We start from the raw sequence: 24,849 nt of genomic DNA, 5'->3' as shown, positions 1-24,849 counted from the left end.
TCGCGGAAGTCGAGTGCGTACGTCGAGAAGGTGGTGAATCCGCCGAGCACCCTGGACGGGGTGCGGGCTCGCCGGGCAGTGGCGGGGTTAGGTCGCTTCTGATGGATCTTGCTGGGCTCGCGTGGCCTGGCACCTTCCCCCTGGGCCTGGCGGCCCGGGAGGTGGCCCCATCGTATGGACTCCCTCCTCCGCCTTGCGGTCCACGGCACCAGACCCCGCTCCCTGATCCAGCCTGGTCCATCAGAAGCGACCTAGCCGTCTCTGCGGCCTCTGTTGCCGGGGCGGTTGGCGACCCACCTGCGGATGGTCTCCGCGTACCAGTAGGGCTTCCCCGCCTCCACATGGTCGGGCGGCGGAAGATGGCCGTGCTTGCGATAGGAGCGGACGGTGTCCGGCTGCACCCGGATGTGGGCTGCGATGTCCTTGTACGACCAGAGCCTTCGGTCCGTCATCTGTCTGGCACCTCCCTGCTCGCGCGACAGACGGCGGCCTGGGGGCCATCGGGGGAGCTGTCGTGCGGACGCTGGCGATCACTGAGCCTCGCCGGGTGAACGACATGGAGCGAAGGGGGGACGGGTCTGTCGACCGGCTGTGACCGAATACCCGCGTAATCGGGATATGCGTGATCACCACGCGACAAAGGTCACGGGTTTGACACGTATGACGCCTGAGCTGGAGGGAACGCGCTGTCCGGGTGGCCTTCGGAAGCGCCGAATCCCGAGGGCCTGGCTCCGGAAGCTCCGAATCCGGAGGCTCTGAGTCCAGAGGGCTGAACAGCGCTCAGGCGCCGCAGGAGCGCAGGAACCCGCGGGTCCGGCGGGCGATCGGGAGAGGTCTGTCCGGCGGGCAGGGGTACATGTCCTGCTCCACGATGGCGAAGAGTTCCACGCCCAGGGCCTGTGCCGCGGTCAGTACGGGCTCCAGCGCGGGCACCCCCGCCGGGGGCTCGCACATCACACCGCGCCCGACGGCCGGACCGAACGGCAACTGTTCGGCGACGACCGTCGCCAGGACCTCCGGATCCACCTGTTTGAGATGGAGATAGCCGATCCGCTCGCCGTAGGTCTCGATCAGCTTGACGCTGTCGCCGCCGCAGTAGGCGTAGTGCCCGGTGTCGAGACAGAGGGAGACCAGGCCGGGATCGGTGGCGTCGAGGAAGCGGCTGACGTTCTCCTCGCTGTCGATATGGGTGTCGGCGTGCGGGTGCACGACGATCTTCAGGCCGTACCGCTCCCGCACCTCCCGGCCCAGCCGCTCGGTCTGAGCGGTCAGATCCCGCCACTGCGCCGACGTCAGCGTGCTGTCCTCCAGCACCTTCCCGGTCTTGTCGTCACGCCAGAAGGACGGGATGACGACCAGATGCTCCGCGCCCATGGCCCGGCTCAGCGCCGCGATGTCCGAGACATGGGCCCAGGTCTCGTCCCAGACGGCCGGACCGTGGTGCAGCCCGGTGAAGACCGTGCCCGCCGAGACCTTCAGCCCGCGCCGGGCGGTCTCCTCGGCGAGGACCGCCGGGTCGCTGGGGAGATAGCCGTACGGGCCCAGTTCGATCCACTCGTAACCGGCTTCGGCGACCTCGTCGAGGAACCGCCGCCAGGGGATCTGCCGAGGATCGTCGGCGAACCACACCCCCCAGGAGTCGGGGGCCGAGCCGACCCGGATGCGGTTCAGGGAAGGGACGGTGGAGGTCATGCCGACGAGCTTTCCGGCCGCCTCGGAAGGGTGTCAAGCCTTCGTCCGAATGTCAGGACAAAATGTTGACAGGGTTCAGGAGAGAGCACTAGACCTGGTCGGAGCCGGGCGTCGAACCGAAGGGACGCGCATGCCTCAGCCGTACGACCCTCAGCCGTACGACGTGATCACGATGGGACGGATCGGGGTGGACCTGTACCCGCTGCGGACCGGGGTTCCGCTGGCGCAGGTCGACACTTTCGGGAAGTTCCTCGGCGGTTCGGCGGCCAATGTGGCCGTGGGCGCGGCCCGCCTCGGCAGACGCACCGCGGTGATCACCCGTACCGGGCAGGATCCCTTCGGCGAATACCTCCACCAGGCGCTCGGCGAGTTCGGTGTGGACGACCGCTGGGTGGCACCGGTCCCCGCGTACCCCACCCCGGTCACCTTCTGCGAGATCTTCCCGCCCGACGACTTCCCTCTCTACTTCTACCGGCAGCCCAAGGCACCCGATCTGGAGATCCATGAGCATGAGCTGGATCCGGCGGCGATCCGCGCGGCACGCGTCTTCTGGATGACCGGCACCGGGCTGTGCGCCGAGCCGAGCCGGGCCGCGACCCTGGCCGCGCTCGCCCACCGGAACCGGTCCGGCATCACCGTCTTCGACCTCGACTGGCGGCCCATGTTCTGGCACGGCGAGGCCGGGCAGGGCCCCGGTGCGGCACGGACGCAGTACCGGCGGGCGCTGGACCGCGCGACGGTCGCCGTCGGCAACCTCGAAGAGTGCGAGATCGCCACGGGAGAACGCGACCCCGACGCGGCGGCCCGCGCGCTGCTCGCCGCGGGGGTCGAACTCGCCGTCGTCAAACAGGGTCCCAAGGGCGTTCTCGCCCTCCACCGCGACGGCACCAGGGCCGAGGTCCCGCCGGTCCCCGTCGAGGTGGTCAACGGGCTGGGCGCGGGGGACGCGTTCGGCGGAGCGCTGTGCCACGGGCTGCTCTCCGGATGGAAGCTGGAGCGCGTCATACGGTACGCCAACGCCGCCGGAGCCATCGTGGCGTCCCGTCTCGCCTGCTCGGCCGCGATGCCGTACGCGGACGAAGTCGACCAGGTCCTGTCGGGCGGCCCGGTTCCACAGTCCCCGACGCCGCCTCCGTCCCCCACGCCGCCTCCGTCCCCGACTCCGCCTCAGTCCGTGCCCGACGGGCCCGTGTTCCCGGAGGCCGGGCCGGCGGCCGGGCCCGAGGCCGGAAGCGGAGCCGTGACTTGAGCCGGGTCGACATCGCCGAGCTGATCGGGATCCGCACCCGCCACCCGGAGGCCGTGGCGGAGGCCGCCGCCCGTCGCCGTAGACGGCCCCGGCTCGTCGGTGACAGCGGCCGGCTGATGATAGTGGCGGCCGATCACCCGGCCCGTGGAGCACTCGCCGTCGGCGAGAAGCGTCTCGCGATGGCCAACCGGCTCGGCCTTCTGGAGCGGCTCTGTCTGGCGCTCTCCCGCCCCGGCGTCGACGGCGTTCTCGCGAGCGCCGACATCCTCGACGACCTGCTGCTGCTCGGCGCGCTCGACGACAAGATCGTCATCGGCTCGATGAACCGCGGCGGTCTCGCGGGCGCGTCCTTCGAACTCGACGACCGTTTCACCGGCCACCGAGCCCGGGATCTGGACCGGCTCGGCTTCGACGCCGGCAAGCTGCTGCTGCGTATCGACTACCAGGACCCCGGATCCCTCGACACGCTGCACGCCGCCGCCCGTACCGTCGACGAGATGGCGGAGCGTCGGCTTCCCGTCTTCGTCGAGCCGTTCATCTGTCACCGGATCGACGGACGCCTCCGCAACGATCTGGGCGCCGAGGCGGTCACCCGGTCGATCGCCATAGCGTCCGGGCTGGCCGGAACTTCCGCGTACACCTGGCTGAAAGTCCCCGTCACCGACGATCCCGACGACATGGCCGCGGTGATGGAAACCTCGACGCTACCTGCGGTGATCCTCGGCGGTGAGATCGGCGACGACCAGGACGGCGCGTATGAGAAATGGCGCGGAGCTCTGCAACTTCCCACCGTCCAGGGTCTGGTAGTGGGACGCTCGCTGCTCTACCCGGTCGACGGAGACGTCGCCGGGGCGGTCGACACGGCTGTAGGGCTGCTCTAGGAGATCCTTCAGAAGAACCTCCAGCCGGAACTGGGAGTACGGAGACGTCATGAGCGCCGACGGAATGCGGACACCCGACGGGAAGCCGGGGACGACGAACGGAACGCGGACACCGGACGGAACGCGGACACCGGAAGTGAAGCTTCCGGGGCTTTACGTTCCGGCGGGCGGCGCGGTCAGCGGCCCGTACGCCCTCCGGATCGACCCCGGGCAGGCCGGCTGGGGATACACCGGCATCCGGGTGCTGGAGCTGGGGCCCGGAGAGTCCCACTCCTTCGCCACCGGGGAGATCGAGTGGATCGTGCTCCCCCTCAACGGAGGCTGCACCGTGTATGTCGAAGGTGAGTTTTTCGAACTGCTGGGCAGGGAAAGTGTGTTCGATGGAGTGACCGATTTCGCCTATCTACCGCGCGATGCCCATGCACAGATCGCCTCCGGTGCGGGAGGCCGCTTCGCCCTGGCAGGAGCGAAGTGCGAGCGCCGACTCCCCGCTCGCTACGGCCCCGCACCGGAGGTACCCGTCGAACTGCGCGGCTCCGGCGCCTGCTCGCGCCAGGTCAACAACTTCGCCGCGGCGGACGTGTTCGTCTGCGACCGGCTGATCGCGGTCGAGGTGCTCACCCCGGGCGGAAACTGGTCCTCCTACCCGCCCCACAAGCACGACGAGCACCTGCCGGGCATCGAATCCGAACTGGAGGAGATCTACTACTTCGAGATCGCCCGGAACGGGCTCGGCTACCACCGGGTCTCCCCGTCCCGCGCGGGCGGTACGGACGTCCTCGCCGAAGTCCGCACGGGAGATGTCGTCCTCATCCCCGACGGCTGGCACGGCCCCTCCATCGCGTCCCCGGGCCGTGACATGTACTACCTCAACGTCATGGCCGGCCCCGGCGCGGAACGCGCGTGGCTGATCCGCGACCATCCCGAGCACGGCTGGATCCGCGACACCTGGCCCGCCCAGCCCGTCGACCCCCGGCTGCCGCTGTACGGAGCGAGCCCGGCCCCGCCGCTTCGGGCAGCGGAACCGCCGGATCCGGCGGACGGCCCTGCATCCGGAGTCGGCCCCACGTCCGAAACCGCCCCCGACCACCGCGCCGCCCGCGACCACCGCGCCGCCCCCGACCGCCGGGGCGACGCCGAGCACCCGGCGGACGGTCCAGCGACCCCGGCGGACCCATCACCTTCCGGTACCGCCCCCGAGGAAGGCCACCGATGACCACGCGCCGACTCACCGTCGCCCAGGCCCTCCTCGCCTTCCTCGCCCGCCAGCACACCGAGCGCGACGGCCACCGCCAACGGCTGATCGCCGCCACCTGGGGCATCTTCGGCCACGGCAATGTCGCCGGCATCGGCCAGGCGCTGCTGGAGTCGGGCACCGGACCCCATGCGGAGATGCCGTACCACCAGGGCCGTAACGAACAGGCCATGGTCCACGCCGCCGTCGGCTACGCACGCCAGTCCCGCAGGCTCTCCGCCCACGCGGTCACCACCTCCATCGGTCCCGGCGCGACCAATCTCGTGACCGGGGCCGCGCTCGCCACCGTCAACCGGCTGCCCGTCCTTCTGCTGCCCGGCGACGTCTTCGCGACCAGGCCCGCCGACCCGGTGCTCCAGCAGCTCGAGGTCCCGTACGCGGGAGACGTGTCGGTCAATGACACCCTCCGCCCGGTCTCCCGGTACTTCGATCGCGTCACCCGCCCGGAGGCGCTGATTCCGGCGGCGCTTCAGGCGATGCGCGTGCTCACCGACCCCGCGGAGACGGGCGCGGTGACGCTGGCGCTGCCGCAGGACGTGCAGGCCGAGGCGTACGACTGGCCCGAGGACTTCTTCGCCGAGCGCGTCTGGCGGGTGGGACGCCCACGGCCCGACCGTCATGCGCTGGACGGAGCCCGCCACGCCCTGGCCGCGGCCGGACGGCCGCTGATCGTCGCGGGCGGGGGCGTCCACCACAGCGAGGCCGAGGACGCCCTCGCGGCGCTCGCCGACGCGACCGGCATCCCCGTCGCCTCCACGCAGGCCGGCAAGGGATCGCTGCCGTACGACCACCCCGGCGACGTCGGCGGAATCGGCCATACCGGCACCGCCACCGCCGATGACCTGGCCCGTACCGCCGACCTCGTCATCGGCGTCGGGACCCGCTGGTCGGACTTCACCACCGCGTCCTCGACCCTCTTCCAGAACCCGGCCGTCCGGTTCCTCAACATCAACGTCACCTCCTTCGACGCCCACAAGATGGCCGGACTCTCCCTCGTCGCCGACGCCCGCGTCGCCCTTGAGGAACTGACCGGCGCGCTCGACCCCGGCTTCCGCGTCCCGCCCTCGTACGAGACGGAGTACGCGGGCGGCAAAAACCGCTGGGAGCACCGAGTGGACGCCGCCTACGCGGCGGGGGACCCGGATGCCCGCCCCACCCAGACACAGGTCCTCGGCGCGCTCGAAACCCTGGTCACGGGGGAGGACATCCTGATCAACGCGGCGGGTTCGCTCCCCGGCGACCTCCACAAGCTCTGGCGCGCCCGCAGCGCCGACCAGTACCACGTCGAGTACGGCTACTCCTGCATGGGATACGAGATCCCCGCGGCGATCGGCGTCGCGATGGCGGCCCCCGGACGGCCCGTCTGGGCGCTCGTCGGCGACGGCACCTATCTGATGAACCCCACCGAGATCGTCACCGCGGTCCAGGAGAACATCCCGATCAAGGTGGTGATTCTCCAGAACCACGGATACGCGTCGATCGGCGGCCTCTCCGCGTCGGTGGGCGCGGAACGGTTCGGCACCGCCTACCGCCATCGCGCCGGAGACGGCACCTTCACCGGCGCCCCGCTCCCCGTCGACCTCGCCGCGAACGCGGCGGCGCTCGGACTGCGCGTCATCCGCGCGCGCACGGTTCGTGACCTGCGGGAAGCGCTTGCCGAAGCGCGCTGGTCGGACGTGCCCACAGGTGTCTACGTCGAGACCGAAACGGCAGACACTGTGTCGGGCCCGCCCCCGGCACAGGCGTGGTGGGATGTTCCTGTGGCCGAGACCGCGACTCGTCAGTCCGCGATCAAGGCCCGCGAGGAGTACGAGCGACACGTCGCAGCCCGACGCCGCCATTTGTGAACAACCTGGGCCTATGGCAACTGGGCCGGCACTTGTGAAGGAGCCTTTCGTCATGACGAAGACCGTCAACCACTGGATCGGTGGCAAGACCGTCGAGGGCACGTCCGGCAACTGGGGCCCGGTCACCGACCCGGCGACCGGCGCGGTCACCACCCAGGTCGCGCTGGCCTCCGTGGACGAGGTCGGCGCGGCCGTCGCGTCGGCGAAAGAGGCGTACGCGACCTGGTCCACGACCTCCCTCGCCCAGCGCACCGCCTTCCTCTTCCGCTACCGCGCCCTGCTGGACGCGCGGCGCGACGAGATCGCCGCCCTGATCACCGCCGAGCACGGCAAGGTCCACTCCGACGCGCTCGGCGAGGTCGCCCGCGGCCTGGAGGTCGTCGACCTCGCCTGCGGCATCAGCACTCTTCTCAAGGGCGAACTGTCCACTCAGGTCTCCAACCGGGTCGACGTGTCCTCGATCCGGCAGCCGGTCGGGGTCGCCGTGGGCATCACCCCGTTCAACTTCCCGGCGATGGTCCCGATGTGGATGTTCCCGCTGGCCATCGCCTGCGGAAACACCTTCGTGCTGAAGCCCAGCGAGAAGGACCCGTCGCCCGCGATCCTCCTCGCGGAACTCGCCGCCGAGGCCGGGCTGCCCGACGGTGTGCTCAACGTGGTCCACGGCGACAAGATCGCGGTGGACGCGCTGCTCGGACACCCGGATGTCGCCGCGGTCTCCTTCGTCGGCTCGACCCCGGTCGCCCGCTACATCCACACCACCGCGTCCGCCAACGGCAAGCGCGTACAGGCGCTCGCCGGTGCGAAGAACCACATGCTCGTCCTCCCGGACGCCGATCTGGACGCGGCCGCCGACGCGGCCGTCTCGGCGGCGTACGGTTCGGCCGGCGAGCGCTGCATGGCCATCTCCGTGGTCGTCGCGATCGACTCCATCGGCGACGAACTGGTGGACAAGATCCGCGAGCGCGCCGAGAAGATCAAGATCGGCCCCGGCAACGACCCGACCTCCGAGATGGGTCCCCTGATCACCAAGGCGCACCGCGACAAGGTCGCCTCCTATGTCACCGGCGCGGCGGCCCAGGGCGCCGAGGTCGTTCTCGACGGCACCGGATTCACCGTCGACGGTTTCGAGGACGGCCACTGGATCGGCCTCTCGCTCCTCGACCGGGTCTCCACCGACTCCGACGCCTACCGCGACGAGATCTTCGGCCCGGTGCTCTGCGTGCTGCGCGCGGAGACGTACGAGGAGGGCCTGGCGCTGATCAACGGCTCCCCGTTCGGCAACGGCACGGCCATCTTCACCCGTGACGGCGGCGCGGCCCGCCGCTTCCAACTGGAGGTCGAAGCGGGCATGGTCGGCGTGAACGTGCCGATTCCCGTCCCCGTCGGCTACCACTCCTTCGGCGGCTGGAAGGACTCGCTCTTCGGCGACCACAACATCTACGGCGAAGACGGCGTGCACTTCTTCACCCGCGGCAAGACCGTCACGACCCGCTGGCCCGACCCGGCCGACGCGCCCGCGGGCGTCGACCTGGGCTTCCCCCGCAACCACTGAGCATCCCCGAGTGCCCCCGAGTGCCCCCGGTCCGTGGCGGACCGGGGGCACCGCGATCTTGTGTCGGGCCCGGTTCTCGGGGCCCGCGGACTTCCGGCCGTGCTAGAAGACCGAGTACAGGAGCTTGTTCGGCGAACCGGCGCGTGGGTCCGTGACTCTGCCGTCGGTCGCGTTGCCGACCAGCGCGTCCCTCACCTGCGCCGGGGTCGCGTTGGGGTTCCGCGCCAGATGGAGCGCCGCGACGCCCGCGGTGTGCGGGCTGGCCATCGAGGTGCCCGAGATCGTGCTGGTGGCGGTGTCGTTCGTGCGCCAGGCCGAGGTGATGCCCACGCCCGGCGCGAACAGATCCAGACAGGTGCCGAAGTTGGAGAACGACGCCCTGCGGTCCGCGCTGTCCGTGGCTCCGACCGTGATCGCCTCGGGAACGCGGGCGGGCGAGAATCCGCACGCGTTCTGCGGCTGGCCGAGGAAGTTGCCGTTGCCCGCGGCGACGGCGTAACTGATCCCCGCGCCGATGGAGCGCCTGACCGCGCTGTCCAGCGAGGCGTTGGTGCTGCCCCCGAGGCTCATGTTGGCCACGGCGGGCTTCCTGACGTTGGCGGTCACCCAGTCGACGCCCGCGATGACCCCGGCGGTGGAGCCGGAGCCCCGGCAGTCGAGGACCCGTACGGCGATGAGCCTGGTGTTCTTGGCCACGCCGTACGTCTTGCCGCCGACCGTACCAGCGACATGGGTGCCGTGCCCCTGGCAGTCCTGGCCGTTCTGGCCGCCGCCCACGGTGTCCGTGCCGACGCTCGCGCGTCCGCCGAACTCGGTGTGGGACGTGCGGATTCCGGTGTCGATGACATACACGTTCACGGCCGTCGCCGGTGTGGGGTAGGTGTACGTCCGCGACAGCGGCAGATCGCGCTGGTCGATACGGTCGATGCCCCAGGTCGGGTTCGTCTGGGTGTCGTTGAGCCGGACCCTCTCGTCCTGCTCGACGTAGGCGACCCGCGGATCCGCGGCGAGCTTCGCCGCTTTCGCGCCGGTCATCCTGGCGGAGAACCCTTTGAGGGCGCTGCGATAGGTGTGCTTCGGGGTGACGCCCAGATCGGCGGCACGTGTCGAGCCGTCCTTCAGGACGACGATCCAGCTGTCGGGTACGGCAGTCGCAGTGGGGGCGAGACGGAGATCGCCGGCCGGCGCGCTCTGAGCGGTGGGGGACACGGCGAACTGGAGACCGGCCGCGAGGGCGACCACGGGTATCAGCGCGCCTAAGCGCCGGGTGGTTCTGCTCATCTCGTGCACCTGACCTTTCGTTGACCGGATTGCGGGCAAGTACGGGTGTGCTGGGTGCCAAAGGGATGCCGACGCTCCGAACAGGCGTCGTGCGGAACAGGTAGTGCGCTGAACAGACGTCGCGCGGAACAGAGTCTCGTGACATGAAACATGACACAAGATGCCGTGGGCCGGAGAGTTCTGCGGGGGAACCGGGACGGGCCCGGCCGGGCAGCGGAGAGCAGGGGAGCGGACAGCGGGGGGAGCGGCCTCCGTGCGGCCTACGCGGATCCCTCCGCGCGGCTTTCGCGGGTCAGCGTTCCCCGGTGGGGAACTCCCAGCTGAGCATGGTGAACATCCCGTCGTCCCGCGCCTTCGTCGAACGGTAGGTCAGCAGCGCCGGATCGTTGTCCCTGTCCACGCCCACCCACATCCCATAACAGCCGCGCTCCCGCGCCTCCTCGCTCAACGCCTCCACGAGGGCGCGCCCGATGCCGCGCCTGCGGTACGGCTCGGCCACGGACAGCTCGTACAGGCACATCTCCACACCCTTGTCGGGGTGGAGCATCTCGATGCCCGAGACCATCCCGGCCGGTCTTCCGTCGGCGTAGGCGATCAGCATCAGATGTCCCGGTGCCGCCAGAAACCGCTCCGCCCACTCCGGACGCGCGGGGCTGTCGTACAGATGCTCGGCCGACAGCAGTTCGGCGACAGTCGTCGCACGCCGGATCTCCATATGCCCTGCTTCCCCCGGCTGTCATGCCGACTGTCTGCCATGTCCACTGCCTGTCACGCCCACTATCTGTCATGGACGCCGCGCACATACCGCGGTTGGCGTAGGTGACCGTGCCGCCCTACATCCCAGGGATGCCCCCGCCTCCGCCCGGAGTCGGCACGGACCGCACAGCCATAGCGCTTAGGGTTTCAACCATGCAGATCCGACTTCCCCGGCCCCGTTCCCGCGGGCGATGGCTCGCGGGCGCCGCCGCCTTCGCCGCCCTCGCCGGTGCGGGCACCTGGACCGCGGTCGCCGATGACACGAGGCCGGCGGTCCACCGCGAGGACCAGACGCAGACCATGCCCGGAGCGGAGATCGACACCTCCTACTTCACCGCGGGCGACCGGAGCGAACGCCGTCCGGCCGTACTGCTCGGGCACGGCTTCGGAGGCAGCAAGGACGATGTGCGCGCCCAGGCGGAGGAGCTGGCCCGCGACGGGTACGCCGTCCTGACCTGGTCCGCCCGTGGCTTCGGCGGATCCACCGGCCGGATCGGACTCAACGACCCGGAGTTCGAGGTCAAGGACGTCTCCCGGCTGATCGACTGGCTGGCGAAGCGCCCCGAGGTCCGGCTCGACGCCGACGGCGATCCGCGCGTCGGCGTCGCCGGGGCCTCCTACGGCGGTGCCGTCGCCCTGCTCGCGGCGGGTCATGACGAACGGGTCGACGCGATCGCCCCCGCGATCACCTACTGGAACCTCTCGGACGCCCTCTTCCCGGACGGCGTCTTCAAGAAGCTCTGGGCCGGGATCTTCTTCTCCACCGGGTCGGCGGACGCCCCCGGCGCGGCGCCGTCGGCCACGGAGCCCGTCGACCCGCCCGCCGACCCGCCCGCGGGTTCGGCCGGCGCCACCCCGGCCGGATCCGGCGCGACCCCGGCGAACCCCGGCGGCTGCGGACGCTTCCAGCCCGAACTGTGCGCCATGTACGAACGGGTCGCAGTAGCCGGAAAGCCCGATGAGGCCGCACGGGCCCTCCTGGAGAGCCGCAGCCCCTCCGCCGTCGGCGACCGCATCAAGGTGCCCACCCTGATCGTGCAGGGGCAGGCCGACTCGCTCTTCCCGCTCGGTCAGGCCGACGCCATGGCCCTGCGGATCAGCGACAACGGAGCCCCTGTCTCCGTCGACTGGATCGCCGGCGGCCACGACGGCGGGGACCGCGAGACCAGCCGCGTCGACCAGCGCGTCACCTCCTGGTTCGACCGCTACCTCAAGCAGGACAAGAACGCCGACACGGGACCCGCCTTCCGCGTCAGCCGGACCGGAGGCGTCGACTCCACCGATGGTCAGGCGCTGCTGCGCGGCGCGACCGGCAACCGCTATCCGGGCCTCGGCAGCGGCCCCCGGAACATCGGGCTCACCGGCAGGGAGCAGAAGTTCTCCAACCCGGCCGGCGCCAGCCCGCCGGCCATCTCCGCCGTCCCCGGCATCAGCGGTGGACTCGGCCAGTTCTCCTCCTTCGGCGTCGGGCTCTCCCTCGACTTCCCCGGCCAGCACGCACGCTTCGACTCCCAGCCCCTCCAGCAGTCCCTGCGGATCACCGGCTCGCCGACCATCCGTGTCAAGGTCGCCTCCAGCACCGGAGAAGCGGTCCTCTTCGGGAAGGTGTACGACGTCGGTCCCGACGGCCGACAGCAGGTGCTGCCCTCCCAGCTCGTGGCCCCCGTCCGGGTCGAGAACTCCAAGGAGGGCAAGGAGGTCGAGCTGACCCTGCCCGCCGTGGACCACGAGGTCGACGCCGGACACCGGCTGCGGCTGGTGCTCTCCGCCACCGACCTCGGCTACGCCTCCCCGGCCGCACCCGCCGCCTACACCATCGCCCTCACCGGCACGGACACCAGCGCGGGCACGGGCGCCGGCACGGGAGCGGCCTCAAGCGCCGGCACCGGTTTCCTGACCGTGCCCACCGCGCCGGGCGTGAAGACCCAGGAGGCCGGGCTGCCCTGGTGGACCTGGGGCCTTCCGGCCGCGGGCGCGCTGGCGGCTGCCGTACTGCTGTTCACCGCCCGCAGACGGGCCGTCGCCCCGGCACCGGCACCCGAACTCGCCGAAGTGCCCCTGGAGATCACCGGACTCGCCAAGCGATACGCCAAGTCCTCCGATCGCTATGCCGTCAAGGACCTCTCCTTCCGGGTCGAGAAGGGCCAGGTCCTCGGACTCCTCGGCCCCAACGGAGCGGGCAAGACCACGACCCTCCGGATGCTGATGGGGCTCATCCGCCCCGACGAGGGAGAGATCCGCGTCTTCGGTCATGCCATCCGGCCGGGCGCGCCCGTACTGTCGCGGGTCGGCGCGTTCGTCGAGGGAGCCGGATTCCTGCCGCATCTCTCGGGCCGCGAGAATCTGGATCTGTACTGGCGGGCCACCGGCCGCCCCGCCGAGGACGCGCATATCGAGGAAGCTCTGGAGATCGCGGGCCTCGGCGACGCCCTCGCCCGCGCCGTACGCACCTACTCGCAGGGCATGCGGCAGCGGCTCGCCATCGCCCAGGCCATGCTCGGCATGCCGGATCTGCTGATCCTCGACGAGCCCACGAACGGACTCGACCCGCCACAGATCCGCGAGATGCGGGATGTGATGATCCGGTACGCGGCCGGGGGCCGCACGGTGATCGTCTCCAGTCATCTCCTCTCCGAGGTCGAACAGTCCTGCACGCATCTGGTGGTCATGGACCGCGGCCGGCTGGTGCAGGCAGGACCGGTCGCGGAGATCACCGGCGAGAGCGACACCCTGCTCGTCACCACCGCCGCCGAGGTGTCCGATCCGGTGATCGAGAAGATCGGCGCACTGCCGGGGATCGCGTCCGCCGTGCGCGTGGACGAAGGGCTCCTCGTACGGCTCGACGGGATCACCACGACCGCCATGATCAGCGAACTCGTCCGGATGGACGTGCCGTTGACCGGCGTCGGCCCGCACCGCCGCCTGGAGGACGCCTTCCTCACCCTGATCGGAGGTTCCGCATGAGCACGCTGGTCGACTCGGCACCCGGATACCGGGCCGGGCGCACCCTGCCGCTGCGTGTCGAGGCGGTACGGCAGCTGAAGCGCAGGCGGACGATGGTCATGGCCGGGGTGCTGGCGGCGCTGCCCCTGGTGCTGATCGTCGCGTTCGCCATCGGCGGCACACCGGACGGCGGCGAGAACGGCCGTATCACCCTCATGGACACGGCCACCGCGTCCGGAGCCAACTTCGCGGCCACCTGTCTGTTCGCCTCGGCGGGCTTTCTGCTGGTGGTGCCGGTGGCGCTGTTCCACGGCGACACCGTGGCGTCCGAGGCGAACTGGTCCTCCCTGCGTTATCTGCTGGCCGCGCCCGTACCCCGCACGCGGCTGCTGTGGTCCAAGCTGGCGGTGGCGCTCGGCTTCAGCGCCGCGGCGATGGTGCTGCTGCCCTTGGTCGCCCTGGTGATGGGCACGATCGCCTACGGCTGGGGTCCGCTGAAGCTGCCCACGGGCGGCTCCCTCGCCACCGCGGAGACTCTTCCGCGGCTGGGACTGGTCGTGGCCTTCATCTTCCTCTCCCAGCTGGTCACGGCAGGACTCGCGTTCTGGCTCTCCACCAAGACCGACGCCCCGCTGGGCGCGGTCGGCGGAGCGGTCGGACTGACCATCGTCGGCAATGTGCTGGACGCGGTCACCGCCCTCGGATCCTGGCGCGATGTGCTGCCCGCGCACTGGCAGTTCGCCTGGATCGACGCACTCCAGCCGCAACTGGAGTGGAGCGGCATGGTCAAGGGTGCGGCCGTCTCGGTGGCCTACGCCCTGGTGCTGTTCGCGCTCGCCTTCAGAAACTTCTCCCGCAAGGACATCGTGTCCTGAGAGGACTGTCGCCGCGCGCCGACCGACCGGCCCTTCTCACCGGGTCCCCCTGCCTCTCTAGATCCACCCACGACGAGCCGCTTCCGCCCCCGCCCGGAAGCGGCTCGTCGTGCCGAGGGCGGCCAGCAGCTCACCGACGCGGCGGCTGTAGGTGCGTCCGGACATGTTCAGACGGGTGGCCGCCGCGTCATCGGTGAGGCCGGCCAGTAGGGCCTGGAGCACGGGCTGGAGATTCGGTGGCACAGTGTGGGGCAGTGCGTGCCGGGTCAGGTCGTCGCCCGTCTCCCACCATGCGCGGTGGGTACGGACCAGGGCCTGGACGACCACGGGGTCGCGGATCAACAGCACGCCGTTGTAATGCAGATCGAGATCGAGCGGCACGGCGGCGACCGAGCGGTCCGCGACGACTATCTTGAACGGGATGGAGTCCGTGACCCTGGCATCGCCGGGGCAGCGCCAGGGCTCATGAATATGGGTCAATCCATGACGGGGAGCGATTCGCCGGACCGTCGTGGTCCGGGAGGCGGCCGAGCGCACGCAGGTACCGGCGAATCTCAGGAAGGGCTCGGGGACGCCGTGGCCGAGCGCGCCGGCCGGGTCGTCGAAGCTGAGAAGTTCATGGCGCGCCGAGCGGACCAGGCCCGCGAGAGCCGCCCTGACGCGTGTGACTCCCCGAATCTGCTGTCCTGACGTCTCCCGCAGATCGGAACGTGAAACCTCCGTGCCGAGCACGGAACCCGGAACCGTCGCCAATGACATGGCACACCATCCCCCCGCCATCCCTCACAGCACGCGGTCCGTCCCCCCGGATCCGCGCGCGACTCCATGTACGCACACGGCAGCGGACTGTGACAAGAGCCTGGTCAGAGAGTGGCGAGTCCTTGCCATTCGCTTTCCAACCGGTGCGGAGATGGACAGGCTTGAGAGCACGAGAGCTGATCGAAGCGAACCAGCGACGTGAATCAGCGTGAATCAGCAGTGAACCAACGAACCAGTGAACCAGCGAAGAGGAGTTCAGCATGATGCGACGAATCACGGCCATGGCGCTGTCCGCCGCCGCAGCCCTGCCGCTGATCGCCGTCGGCCCGGTCGCGCACGCGGCGGAGTCGGCCCCGCCGCCCGCGTTGCTGTCGTGCAGTACCAGCACCGACGGCTGGACCGGCCGGGCGGACTGCACCAACAACAGCAGTCAGGTCGTGGCCTTCCGCGCCGTGGTCGTCTGCGGCTGGTGGCCCGACGCCTACGGCAAGTGGATCACGCTCCGCCCCGGCCACTCCGGCTGGTCGTCGGGGACATGCGGCGGAGGGTCGGGGGTGGGCAGCGTGAGCTGGGAGGAAGGCTGAGCGAGGGCCGGACCCGAGCAACGCCCTCTGTCCGTTGCCGCATTGAGATCGTTCCGCAACCCGGCAGCCCCGCTCCTTCGGACCACCTCGGACGTCACAGTCACAAGTACTGACGATCGAGGGAGTCCGGATGAAGCTCGTCACCAGGAGGCAGACCGACGCATGGGCGTCCGGCGCCAGGACGTCCCTCTGCGCACAGACCTCCTTCCGTGCGAAGACGTATAGAGGAGTGCTCGCCGCGCTTCTGGCCGGCGGAATGCTGCTGACCGCCGGATGCGGCGGCGGAGGAGGCAAGGAAGACCGGACTTCCTTGTCCGACGCTCAGCAGCGGAGGGACGACGGCACCAAACCCGGCCCGGCACCCGCGCTGCCGGACGGCGGCGGCGGTGCGCCCGCGACGGGCAGGGCCGACATAGCGGACGGAAAGTTCAGGGCGGACACGGAGGACGAGTCCCGGCCGGCGGCGGACTATCTCTCGACCTTCGCGCTCGACGTGGACACCGCCTCCTACGGCTACGCCCGCCGCACGCTGGAGGACGGGCAGCGGCCGGACGCGGCCGACATCCGGCCGGAGGAGTTCATCAACAGCTTCCGGCAGGACTACCCGAGGCCGAACGGCGACGGCTTCTCGGTCACCGTCGACGGAGCCCGTCCGCGGGGCTCCGACGGTGAGATCCGGGGAGACGTCGGAGGCGAGGACGGCGGCGACCCATGGTCGCTGGTGAGAGTCGGGCTCTCCACCCGGCCCTCCGACCGCACGGGCGACCGTCCGCCCGCCGCCCTCACCTTCGTCATCGACGTCTCCGGCTCCATGGCCGAGCCCGGCCGGCTCGACCTGGTGAAGAAGTCGCTGGGAATCCTCACCGGCGAACTGCGCGGTGACGACTCCATCGCCCTCGTCACTTTCAGCGGCCAGGCCAGAACACGGCTGCCGATGACCCGGATCGACGGCAACCGAGACCGTATTCAGGAGGTGATCGACACTCTGGAGCCGAACGACTCGACCAATGTCCAGGCCGGTGTGCTCACTGGTTACGACACGGCGGTCAAGGGCCGCCGGAGCGGAGCGACCAACCGGGTCGTCCTTCTCTCCGACGCCCTTGCCAACACGGGCGAGACCAGCGCCGACGCGATCCTCGGCCGGATCGACGACGCCCGACGCACCTATGGCATCACCCTGTTCGGCGTCGGCGTGGGCAGCGAGTACGGCGACGCGCTCATGGAGCGGCTCGCCGACAAGGGCGACGGACACACCACCTATGTGTCCACCAGCGAGCAGGCCAGGAAGGTCTTCCGCGACCAACTGCCCGCCCACGTCGAACTGAGGGCGCGGGACGCCAAGGCTCAGGTGGCCTTCGACCCGGAGACCGTGCGGCAGTTCCGCCTCATCGGCTACGAGAACCGTGCCGTGGCGGACGAGGACTTCCGGAACGACCGGGTGGACGGCGGCGAGGTGGGCCCCGGACATACGGTGACAGCGCTGTACGCCGTACGGCTCCGAGAGGGCGCGAGCGGGCATGTCGCGACGGCGACCGTCCGCTGGCTCGACCCGAAGACCCGGGCCCCGCACGAGCAGTCGGGTTCCGTCGAGACCAACGCGGTCGACAGCGCGCTGTGGGGCGGGGCGTCGACCCGTTTCCAGGTCACGGCGGTCGCGGCGTACTTCGCGGAGTCGCTGCGGGGCGGATCGCTGCCGGGCGCGCCAGGTCTGGGAGAGCTGGCCGATCGGGCACGGGAGCTTGCGAGCCGGACGGAGGACAAGGAGGTACGCCAGCTGGCCGACGCTATCGTCCAGGCGCAGCGGCTCAGGGAGTGAACGAGCGCCAAGGGGCGACGGTTCGGAGCAAGCGGCGGAGTGGGCAGCTCTCACAGCCACGTCCGGACGGGCCTCTGAGCCGCGTCGCGTCGCGTCGCGCTGAGCCGAGCCGGGCCGCGCTGGGCCGCTCCAGGCAGCGCCGGGGTGTACCGGGCCGTGCCGAGAGCGGGTCGAGTCGCGCTGGGCCGGGTCGTTCCAGGAAGCGCCGGGGTGCGCCGGGCCGCGCTGAGATCGGGTCGCGCCGCGCCCGGTCGTGCCGGACTGCTCCGCTGCGTGCTGAGCCGCACCGCTGGGGCGGGGCCGAGCCGCGCCGTTCCCGTTCCGGGATGCGCCGCGCTGAGCCGAGTCCCTAGAAGGGGACGTGCCGCGCCGGTTCGCGCCGAGAACGGGCCGCGCGGGACGACTCCGCTGAGCCGGGCCGTGCCGAGCCCGGATCGCGCTGGGCCGAGCCGACCGGATCCGCTGCGCCCCGCGCCGGGCCGCGCCGCTGAGCTGCTGGGGCGGGGTTGCGCGGCACCCAGTCGTTCCCGGCTGCGGCCGGTCGGGCTCCGTCCCCTTCGGACGCGTTCACGATCGTGGCGGTCGCGCTGCTGGTCAGTTCCGCGCTGTCGTCACCGTGAACAGGCCCACCGTTTCCCGACGGCTGGCGATCCGGGTGAATCCGGCGTCGGCGGCCCATTGTTCAGCCAGTTCGACGGGGCGGCATTTCATGACCCACAGCGCGCCGTCGCGGTTGGGCAGGACATGGGCGATGAACTCCAGTTGAGGGTGGCGGGTCTGGGTGGTGAAGACGAGTGTGCCGCCGGGCGCGAGCATGGCGCGCAGTCGTGCGACGGATGCGGCGATCGTGGAGTCGTCCAGCAGCAGCTCATAGAGTCCGGACACGACGATCACATCGGGTGCGCGGTCGCCGGGCTGTGGGGCGAGGGCGTCCCCATGGGCGAAGGTGATGCCGTTCAGCCCTCGCTCCCGTGCCTGGCGTTCGCCCTGGGCGAGGCCGTCCCGGTCCAGATCGCGGCACTCCACGCGGACGGTTCCGGGGGCGTGCTCCTCCACCAGGTCCTGAAGGTAGCGGCCGGGGCCGGACGCCACATCCAGCAGAGTGACCTCGCCGCCGCGCTCGGCGATCTCCTTGCGGAGGACGTCTTTGAGGAGTTCGCGGCGAGAGCGGATGGCCCGCCAGCCGATGGCGTTCAGATAGACCCGGTCGATGATGCGTCCGATGCCGAGGCTGCCATGCGCCTTGTCGACATAGACGTAGTCGAGCATCGACCCGCTGTCGAAGCCGTGCCGGTAGCCGATTCTGATGCCTTCGCTGAGCCGTCCCACGCTGCCCAGCACCAGCCGGGTGGCCGCCCACCGCGCGTTGTTCAGTAGTCCGTTCATACGGTCAGACTCGCCGTCGGGTCCGGTGGGGCGATATCCGTGCCGATACTCGGTGGATGAGCGGGAGTGCTCAGGGCGACGTCTGAGTACGCGCCCGCATTCGGTCCGTACTCAGGGGCGTGACGTGTCTCCGCCTCCGACGGGTCCGTCGGATGTCGGGTCCAGGACACCGGGAAGTCGTGGGCGGAGGGCAGACTGCCGCCGAGGACCACGGAGGCCCGCCGGGGCGAACCGGCGGGCTGGGGTCGAACCGAAGCGGTGGGACACCCGTTGAACCTCAGAGCAGCACCTGACGAAGAGAAGGACGGTCGAGAGCGTGGCCCTGTCCGAGACCGTGTCCCAGACCATTGCCGAGCCGCTCGCCGTGCGACCGGAGCAGCTGGAGCCGCAGGGTCGGCCGCGGCGGACGGCCGCGCGACGGATGGCGGTGCGGCGGATCGTCTGCCTGGTGCCGTTCGCCCTGGTCGCCGTCTGGACCGCCGACAACTGGCGACTGGTCGCCTCCGGTATCGGCCGCCTCGGCGGAGCGCACCCCGGCTGGCTGGTCATGGGAGGCGTGGTCACCGGACTCTGTTGGGTGGCGGCCTCCTGCAAACGGCAGGGCACGATCGTCGAACGGCTGCCTCCCGGACGGCTGCTGGCGGTGCAGTTCGCGGCCGGTGCGGCCAACCACCTCCTCCCCGCCGGGCTCGGCGCGCACGCCGTCACCCTGCGCTTTCTCCGCGGCTGCGGTATTCCGCTCGACCGGTCGACCGCAGCGCTGGCCCTCTACTCCCTGGTCGAGGCGATCGTCCGGGTCGGACTGCTGGTGGGGCTGGTGCTGGCGTTCCCCGGAGCGCTGCGGCTGCATGAACTCGTTCCGCCGGGACGTGCCCTGCTCACGGCGGGCATCGTCGCCTGCGCCCTGGCCACGGTGGCGACGACCGTTCTGTTCGCCGCCCGGAGGCTGCGCCGGATCGCCGCCGGATTTCTGCGGACGGCGCTCACGGACGCGCGGCTCCTGCACAAGATGCCCGCCCGGACAGTGGCTCTGTGGGGAGGCGCACTCGCCTTCCCCCTGCTCCAGGCCGGGGTGCTGGTCTGCGTGGCGTCCGCCCTCGAACTTCCCGTGCCCTGGGCGTACATCGTGATCGCCTATCTGGCGGCGAGCATGGCCGCAGGCATGATTCCCGCGCCGGGCGGCATCGGCTCCATCGAACCGGTCCTGGCCGTCGCCCTGGTCATGGTGGGCGCACCCTTCGTCGTCGCGACGGCTACCGTCATCGGCTTCCGCTTCCTCACGGTCTGGTTGCCCCTGCTGCCCGGCGTGGCGATGCTCGCGATGCTGGTACGCCGCCGGATCCTCTGACCTGACGGACGCTCCAGTCGGACCGGACCGGACCCAGTCGGACCGGACTGGACTGACCGGTACCGGGCCCGGCACCTGCTCCCGCCCGCCCCTTGTTCCGGCACTCCGGCACTCCGACGCCCCGGCATTTCGGTGCCCTGACACTGCGGTTCGACAGCGGCGGTGGGCACCACCGCCTCAGCGGGCTCGCTCCGACACCGCCGCCCGGCGCGTGATGATCCCCTGGGCCCGTGACAACCGGCCCTGCCGGGCACGACGCCGGGCACGACCCGGTCAGGAGGCCCCAGGGAATCGGCGTGCGGGCCTCCTCGGCCGCTAGCCGTACGGACCTCCTCGGCCCTGAAACGCACAGATCTTCCCAGGCCGTGACACGCACGGCCTCCCGGGGCCGCGAACCGTGCGGAACTCCTCCGCCGTAAGCCATACGGGCCTTTCGGGGCCGTGAGCTGTACGGACCTTCCAGGGCCCGGTTCGTCGGCCATCGGCCGGATAGCCCCTTTCCGCACGTCGCGGTGATCTCTGCGGACGCCCCGGCGAATCTCCGAAAACTGGCGGTGATTCTTCCGGTTATCCGGCGCAGTCCGTCCGACCTGCGGTGATCGCACCGGAACCCGGCTGGAGTCCGCTGTTCCGCCGGTCCGGAGAAAGTTCGGCCCGAACCATTCCGGCGAGCTACTGAGCTGTCAGGCGCGTTGTGTCGTATCTCCCGGCGACCAATCCGTATGAGCAGGCAGTGACAGAAAGGTGAGGGGTCATGTCCTTCTGGTCCGAGCTGGCGGCCGCGCGTTCTCACAGAGTCAGGCATCGGACGAGGCGCCGAGCGGGTCCCGGAGCGAGGGCGCGTCAGGGGCCTGCCGCACCCCGTCCGACAAGCCCGGACTCGGATTCCGATCCGGAATCCGGAATGAATCCCTCCTCCCGCCGGAGGGCCCGCCACAGAGCGGGAGATGAGAATGCTCTCCTCTTTCACTCACCAGTTCGATCCACCGCGCACACTCTCCGCATGAGACTGAGGAAAGCCAACCTTGTGATCACGGCGGTGTGCGTCCTCGCGGGTGCAGGCATGGTTGCGGGCCGCGTCTGGACCGGCGATCCGGAACCTCTCGACCTCGGTCCGGTCATCATCGTGCAGAAGACGAGTTCGCAGCCTGACGAGTCCGCGGAACCCATGCCGTCGGCCACCTCGCGCACCTCTCCGCCCCCGCCGACGACCGAGACCAGCCGACCGGTCTACCCGCCGCAGTACACGCCGCCCCCGCCCCCGCCCCAGCAGGGCGGCGGACGCCCCGTCAAACCGCTGCCCCCGCCGCACAGCACCGACGACAGCGCCCCCGCCCTGCCCGGAACGCGACCGGGCGGTACGGGCGACGACGATGACGACGGTGACGACGGCGGTATAGGCGGCGGTGGCGGCGGCAGCGGGGGAGAACTCGACGACGACGGTGAGAGGTAGCCGTGAGACGACGAACGGCAAGCGCGCGGTCCCGGATCGTGGGCTGGATGCTTCTGCTGGTGGGTGCCGCGCTCGCGGTTCCCATCGTGGGGATCACCGTGGTCTGGCAGGCCCAGCTCGACGACCAGGTCGACGAGCAGCTGAAGCGTGAGGTCGCCAAGCTGCGGACCTTCGCCCTGAGCGCCCGGCAGGCCAACGGCCAGCCCTTCACGGACGGCGCCTCGCTGGTGACCGAGTTCATGACGGTCAACCTCCCCAACCGGGAGGAGACGTTCTTCAGCATCGTGGACGGCCGGGCCGACCGGCGCAGTTCGGCCCAGGCCCCCGTACGACTGGACAAGATCCCCGAGGTCGTCGCCACGCTCGCCTCCGTCAACGCCGGGCTAGACACCACGGTCGGCTGGCTCGACTCGTCGGTCGGCAAGGTGCGTTACGGCGTCGTGCCGGTGAAGGTCGACGGTGACACCCGTGATGTACGCATGGTGGTCCTGGAGTTCCGCGACCGTCAGCTGAGAGAGGAGCGGCAGGTGGCGAAGATGCTGCTCGCCACCGGGTTCGGCGCGCTGGTCTGCGCGGGCCTCGCCAGCTGGCTGGTGGCCGGACGGATCCTGGCCCCGGTGCGGCTCGTCCGTCAGACGGCCGCGCGCATCGGCGAATCGGATCTGACACAGCGGCTCGATGTGCGCGGCGACGACGATGTGGCGGCGCTGGCGCACACCTTCAACCACATGCTGGACCGGCTGGAGAGGGCCTTCACCACCCAGCGCCGCTTCCTCGACGAGGTGGGGCACGAACTGCGTACCCCCATCACCGTCGTACGAGGGCATCTGGAGCTGATGGAGGACGGTTCGGGCGACTGGGCCGGCGAGTGGGACACGACCCGCGCCCTCGTGGTCGACGAACTCGACCGGATGAGCCGGATCGTGGACGACCTCCTGCTGCTGGCCAGAGCGGAGCGTCCGGACTTCCTGACGGTCGGAGAGACCAATCTGACCGATCTGATCGTGGACGTGGTCGCCAAGGCGCGGGCGCTGGGGAACCGGCACTGGCGGGTGGCGGCCGTGTCCGAGGCCACGGTTCTGGTCGACGGACAGCGGCTCACCCAGGGTCTGATCCAGCTGGCGGCCAACGCGGTCCGCCACACGCTGGACGGCGACCTCATCGAGATGGGGTCGGCGGTACGGGAGGGGCGCGTACTCCTGTGGGTCCGCGACACCGGTCCCGGTGTCGGGCCCGTGGACCGCGAAAGGATCTTCGGCCGGTTCGTACAGGCCGGTCGTGTCACATCACCGACCCAGGCCGGGACCGGCATCGGGCTGGGGCTCGCCATCGTGCGGGAGATCGCCCAGGCCCACGGCGGCACCGCGTGGGTGGAGGACGCAGAGACGGGCGGTGCCCGGTTCGTACTGGACTTGCCGGCGCACTTCCCCTGGCAGAGAGGACATCATGCAACGGATTCTGATAGCGGAGGACGAGGCAGGAATCGCCTCCTTCGTCGAAAAGGGCCTGCGCAGCAACGGGTTCGTGACGGCAGTCGTGGGTGATGGACTGTCGGCGTACGAGCACGCCCGCGCCGGAGACTGCGACCTGATGATCCTCGATCTCGGGCTGCCCGCGGTCGACGGACTCACCGTGCTCCGCAAGCTTCGTGAGCTGCGCGTCACACTTCCCGTGGTCATTCTGACGGCCCGCGACAGCGTCTCCGACGTGGTCGCGGGGCTCGAAGGCGGCGCGGACGACTACATTTCCAAGCCGTTCGCCTTCGAGGAACTGCTGGCACGTGTGCGGCTGAGGCTGCGCGGTGAGGGCGGCCCCGAGGCATCCGTGCTCCGGGTGGGCGATCTCGTCCTCGATCTCCGTACGCGAAGGGTTCATGTAGAGGGTCGGGTGGCCGAACTCTCGGCGCGTGAGTTCGCGCTTGCCGAAGTGTTCCTGCGAAATCCCGACCAGGTCCTGACACGCGAGCAATTGCTGAGTCGCGTCTGGGGATTCGACTACGACCCCGGATCGAACATCGTGGACGTCTATGTGCGATATCTGCGGCGCAAGCTTGGACCTGATCGTGTGGAGACCATTCGCGGGGTCGGATACCGGCTTCGGGCATGACATAGCCGCACTGATAGCACCCTTTTTTGCCTGTAATTCATGCTCCACCGGTTTCATATGATTCCCGCCGGTTCATATGGTTCCTGATCCATGGCGAAACGGGCTCTCGCCCGTTGTGACGTTGGCCGTCTCCTTACCTTGACGATGCCTCCGGTGACCTGCCGTGGTGAGGGTCGGCCGCCCTTTCACGGGGCCCGACCCAACTGCTTGACATCGTTATCAACACCGTGAGAACTCTCTCACGGCGATCTCACAGATGACTCATGACTCGGGCGCATGCTTCCGGGCCAAGACATCCACCCGGATGACTTAGCCCAACCAGCATTCCCAGCTGGCTCAGCAAGGAGCGTGACATGAAGCGACTGCTCACGAATGCGCGTAATTTCCGGCACCGCGTTGCCCCCGAGAGCGAGACATTCCGGCGTTTCGCCGCCGGTCAAACCCCCGGAACGCTGTTCATCAGCTGCTCCGACTCTCGGGTTATCCCGGCCCTGATCACGGGTGCCGTTCCCGGTGAGGTGTTCGAACTCCGTAATGCCGGAAACATCATTTCGCCGTACGAGCCGGCGCGGGAGTCGGCCGAGGCCGCCACCATCGAGTACGCGGTCCAGGTCCTGAAGGTCAGGGACATCATCGTCTGCGGCCACTCGCACTGCGGCGCCGTCGGAGCCCTGGCCAACGACCAGGACCTGACCGAACTCCCCAGCGTCGCCCAGTGGGTGGCCTTCGCGAGGCCCGCCCTGGCCCCGATCCTGGGCACGCCACCGGACGACGCGACCCTCGCCAAGTTCGTCCAGCGCCATGTCATGGCACAGCTGGAGACGCTGCGGGGCTACCCGAGCGTGCGGGACGCGGTGGACGCCGGGCGGCTGAAGCTGCACGGCTGGTACTACCGCGTCGACACGGCCGAGGTCCTTGAGCTCGACGAACTCCACGGAGTGTTCCACCGGAACTGAAACCCGGGCCCCACCCGGATCTCATACCCCCCACTCGCATCGGACAACCGGACGCGGACCCTTCGGGAACCCCAAGCCCCGGCGCACCGGACCCGGATGCGGCGAAA

Annotated in this window: 20 protein-coding genes; 14 read left to right on the top strand and 6 right to left on the bottom strand. The window is 70.1% G+C overall.

The genetic code is table 11. From position 1 onward, the window contains the following. Positions 1–251 precede the first annotated feature (251 nt). Both ACWEFL_RS07630 and ACWEFL_RS07625 read right to left on the bottom strand, forming a co-directional pair. Positions 252–452 carry a helix-turn-helix transcriptional regulator gene (locus ACWEFL_RS07630; protein ID WP_451708812.1) on the bottom strand — a complete coding sequence of 67 codons (201 nt, stop codon included), beginning with the start codon at positions 450–452 and terminating at the stop codon, positions 252–254. Between the two features lie 328 nt (positions 453–780). After that, positions 781–1,692: a sugar phosphate isomerase/epimerase family protein gene (locus tag ACWEFL_RS07625; RefSeq protein WP_451708809.1), complete on the bottom strand. Its 912-nt coding sequence runs from the start codon at positions 1,690–1,692 to the stop codon at positions 781–783. 130 nt (positions 1,693–1,822) lie between these two features. Here ACWEFL_RS07625 and iolC point away from each other — a divergent pair, with 130 nt between their 5' ends. Genes iolC through ACWEFL_RS07600 form a run of 5 tightly spaced genes read left to right on the top strand, consistent with a single transcriptional unit; the run spans position 1,823 to position 8,479 of the window. After that, positions 1,823–2,941 carry a 5-dehydro-2-deoxygluconokinase gene (gene iolC / locus ACWEFL_RS07620; RefSeq protein WP_451708806.1) on the top strand — a complete coding sequence of 373 codons (1,119 nt, stop codon included), beginning with the start codon at positions 1,823–1,825 and terminating at the stop codon, positions 2,939–2,941. Further along, positions 2,938–3,822, top strand: coding sequence for a Cgl0159 family (beta/alpha)8-fold protein (locus ACWEFL_RS07615; protein ID WP_451708804.1), 885 nt, complete (start codon positions 2,938–2,940; stop codon positions 3,820–3,822). Before iolC ends, ACWEFL_RS07615 begins: the two co-directional genes overlap by 4 nt. A gap of 49 nt (positions 3,823–3,871) precedes the next feature. After that, a complete protein-coding gene (gene iolB / locus ACWEFL_RS07610) occupies positions 3,872–5,038 on the top strand; it encodes a 5-deoxy-glucuronate isomerase (RefSeq protein ID WP_451708801.1) in 1,167 nt (388 codons plus the stop codon). Beyond that, on the top strand, positions 5,035–6,924 hold the full coding sequence (gene iolD / locus ACWEFL_RS07605; RefSeq protein WP_451708799.1) for a 3D-(3,5/4)-trihydroxycyclohexane-1,2-dione acylhydrolase (decyclizing): 1,890 nt from the start codon (positions 5,035–5,037) through the stop codon (positions 6,922–6,924). Before iolB ends, iolD begins: the two co-directional genes overlap by 4 nt. A 52-nt stretch (positions 6,925–6,976) precedes the next feature. After that, complete coding sequence (locus ACWEFL_RS07600) at positions 6,977–8,479, top strand: CoA-acylating methylmalonate-semialdehyde dehydrogenase (RefSeq protein WP_451708796.1); 1,503 nt, start codon at positions 6,977–6,979, stop codon at positions 8,477–8,479. A gap of 102 nt (positions 8,480–8,581) precedes the next feature. Here ACWEFL_RS07600 and ACWEFL_RS07595 read toward each other — a convergent pair whose 3' ends face one another. Both ACWEFL_RS07595 and ACWEFL_RS07590 read right to left on the bottom strand, forming a co-directional pair. Further along, positions 8,582–9,760 (bottom strand): S8 family peptidase, encoded by a 1,179-nt coding sequence (locus ACWEFL_RS07595; RefSeq protein ID WP_451708793.1) that lies wholly within the window; start codon positions 9,758–9,760, stop codon positions 8,582–8,584. Between the two features lie 292 nt (positions 9,761–10,052). Then, on the bottom strand, positions 10,053–10,475 hold the full coding sequence (locus ACWEFL_RS07590) for a GNAT family N-acetyltransferase (protein ID WP_451708791.1): 423 nt from the start codon (positions 10,473–10,475) through the stop codon (positions 10,053–10,055). Between the two features lie 194 nt (positions 10,476–10,669). Between ACWEFL_RS07590 and ACWEFL_RS07585 the strand changes: the two genes are divergently transcribed. Next, positions 10,670–13,480 carry an alpha/beta fold hydrolase gene (locus ACWEFL_RS07585; protein ID WP_451708788.1) on the top strand — a complete coding sequence of 937 codons (2,811 nt, stop codon included), beginning with the start codon at positions 10,670–10,672 and terminating at the stop codon, positions 13,478–13,480. Then, the gene (locus ACWEFL_RS07580; protein ID WP_451708785.1) at positions 13,477–14,334 is read left to right on the top strand and encodes an ABC transporter permease; all 858 of its coding nucleotides are present in this window, start codon (positions 13,477–13,479) and stop codon (positions 14,332–14,334) included. Before ACWEFL_RS07585 ends, ACWEFL_RS07580 begins: the two co-directional genes overlap by 4 nt. Before the next feature lie 57 nt (positions 14,335–14,391). Here the strand turns inward: ACWEFL_RS07580 and ACWEFL_RS07575 are convergent, their stop codons facing one another. After that, a complete protein-coding gene (locus tag ACWEFL_RS07575; RefSeq protein WP_451708782.1) occupies positions 14,392–15,093 on the bottom strand; it encodes a DNA-binding response regulator in 702 nt (233 codons plus the stop codon). 260 nt (positions 15,094–15,353) lie between these two features. Between ACWEFL_RS07575 and ACWEFL_RS07570 the strand changes: the two genes are divergently transcribed. Together ACWEFL_RS07570 and ACWEFL_RS07565 are read left to right on the top strand one after the other, a co-directional pair. Next, the gene (locus ACWEFL_RS07570; RefSeq protein WP_451708779.1) at positions 15,354–15,677 is read left to right on the top strand and encodes a hypothetical protein; all 324 of its coding nucleotides are present in this window, start codon (positions 15,354–15,356) and stop codon (positions 15,675–15,677) included. A gap of 256 nt (positions 15,678–15,933) precedes the next feature. Next, complete coding sequence (locus ACWEFL_RS07565; RefSeq protein WP_451708873.1) at positions 15,934–17,493, top strand: YfbK domain-containing protein; 1,560 nt, start codon at positions 15,934–15,936, stop codon at positions 17,491–17,493. A 594-nt stretch (positions 17,494–18,087) separates the two neighbouring features. Here the strand turns inward: ACWEFL_RS07565 and ACWEFL_RS07560 are convergent. Continuing rightward, positions 18,088–18,879 (bottom strand): class I SAM-dependent methyltransferase family protein, encoded by a 792-nt coding sequence (locus ACWEFL_RS07560; protein WP_451708776.1) that lies wholly within the window; start codon positions 18,877–18,879, stop codon positions 18,088–18,090. 316 nt (positions 18,880–19,195) lie between these two features. Between ACWEFL_RS07560 and ACWEFL_RS07555 the strand changes: the two genes are divergently transcribed. The 5 genes from ACWEFL_RS07555 (at position 19,196) to ACWEFL_RS07535 (ending at position 24,742) form a co-directional block, all read left to right on the top strand. Further along, positions 19,196–20,227 (top strand): lysylphosphatidylglycerol synthase transmembrane domain-containing protein, encoded by a 1,032-nt coding sequence (locus ACWEFL_RS07555; RefSeq protein WP_451708773.1) that lies wholly within the window; start codon positions 19,196–19,198, stop codon positions 20,225–20,227. 1,003 nt (positions 20,228–21,230) lie between these two features. After that, positions 21,231–21,680 (top strand): hypothetical protein, encoded by a 450-nt coding sequence (locus tag ACWEFL_RS07550; protein WP_451708771.1) that lies wholly within the window; start codon positions 21,231–21,233, stop codon positions 21,678–21,680. A 47-nt stretch (positions 21,681–21,727) separates the two neighbouring features. Beyond that, the gene (locus tag ACWEFL_RS07545) at positions 21,728–23,224 is read left to right on the top strand and encodes an ATP-binding protein (protein ID WP_451708769.1); all 1,497 of its coding nucleotides are present in this window, start codon (positions 21,728–21,730) and stop codon (positions 23,222–23,224) included. Then, positions 23,127–23,786, top strand: coding sequence for a response regulator transcription factor (locus ACWEFL_RS07540; RefSeq protein ID WP_361962446.1), 660 nt, complete (start codon positions 23,127–23,129; stop codon positions 23,784–23,786). Before ACWEFL_RS07545 ends, ACWEFL_RS07540 begins: the two co-directional genes overlap by 98 nt. Positions 23,787–24,139: 353 nt before the next feature. Continuing rightward, entirely contained in the window at positions 24,140–24,742 is a 603-nt protein-coding gene (locus ACWEFL_RS07535; RefSeq protein ID WP_451708766.1) for a carbonic anhydrase, read from the top strand. Positions 24,743–24,849: the final 107 nt, after the last annotated feature.

The sequence above is a fragment of the Streptomyces sp. NPDC004838 genome, from assembly GCF_053600955.1.
The sequence above is the reverse complement of the archived record's forward strand: the minus strand, read 5'-3'. Positions and strand labels throughout refer to the sequence as shown.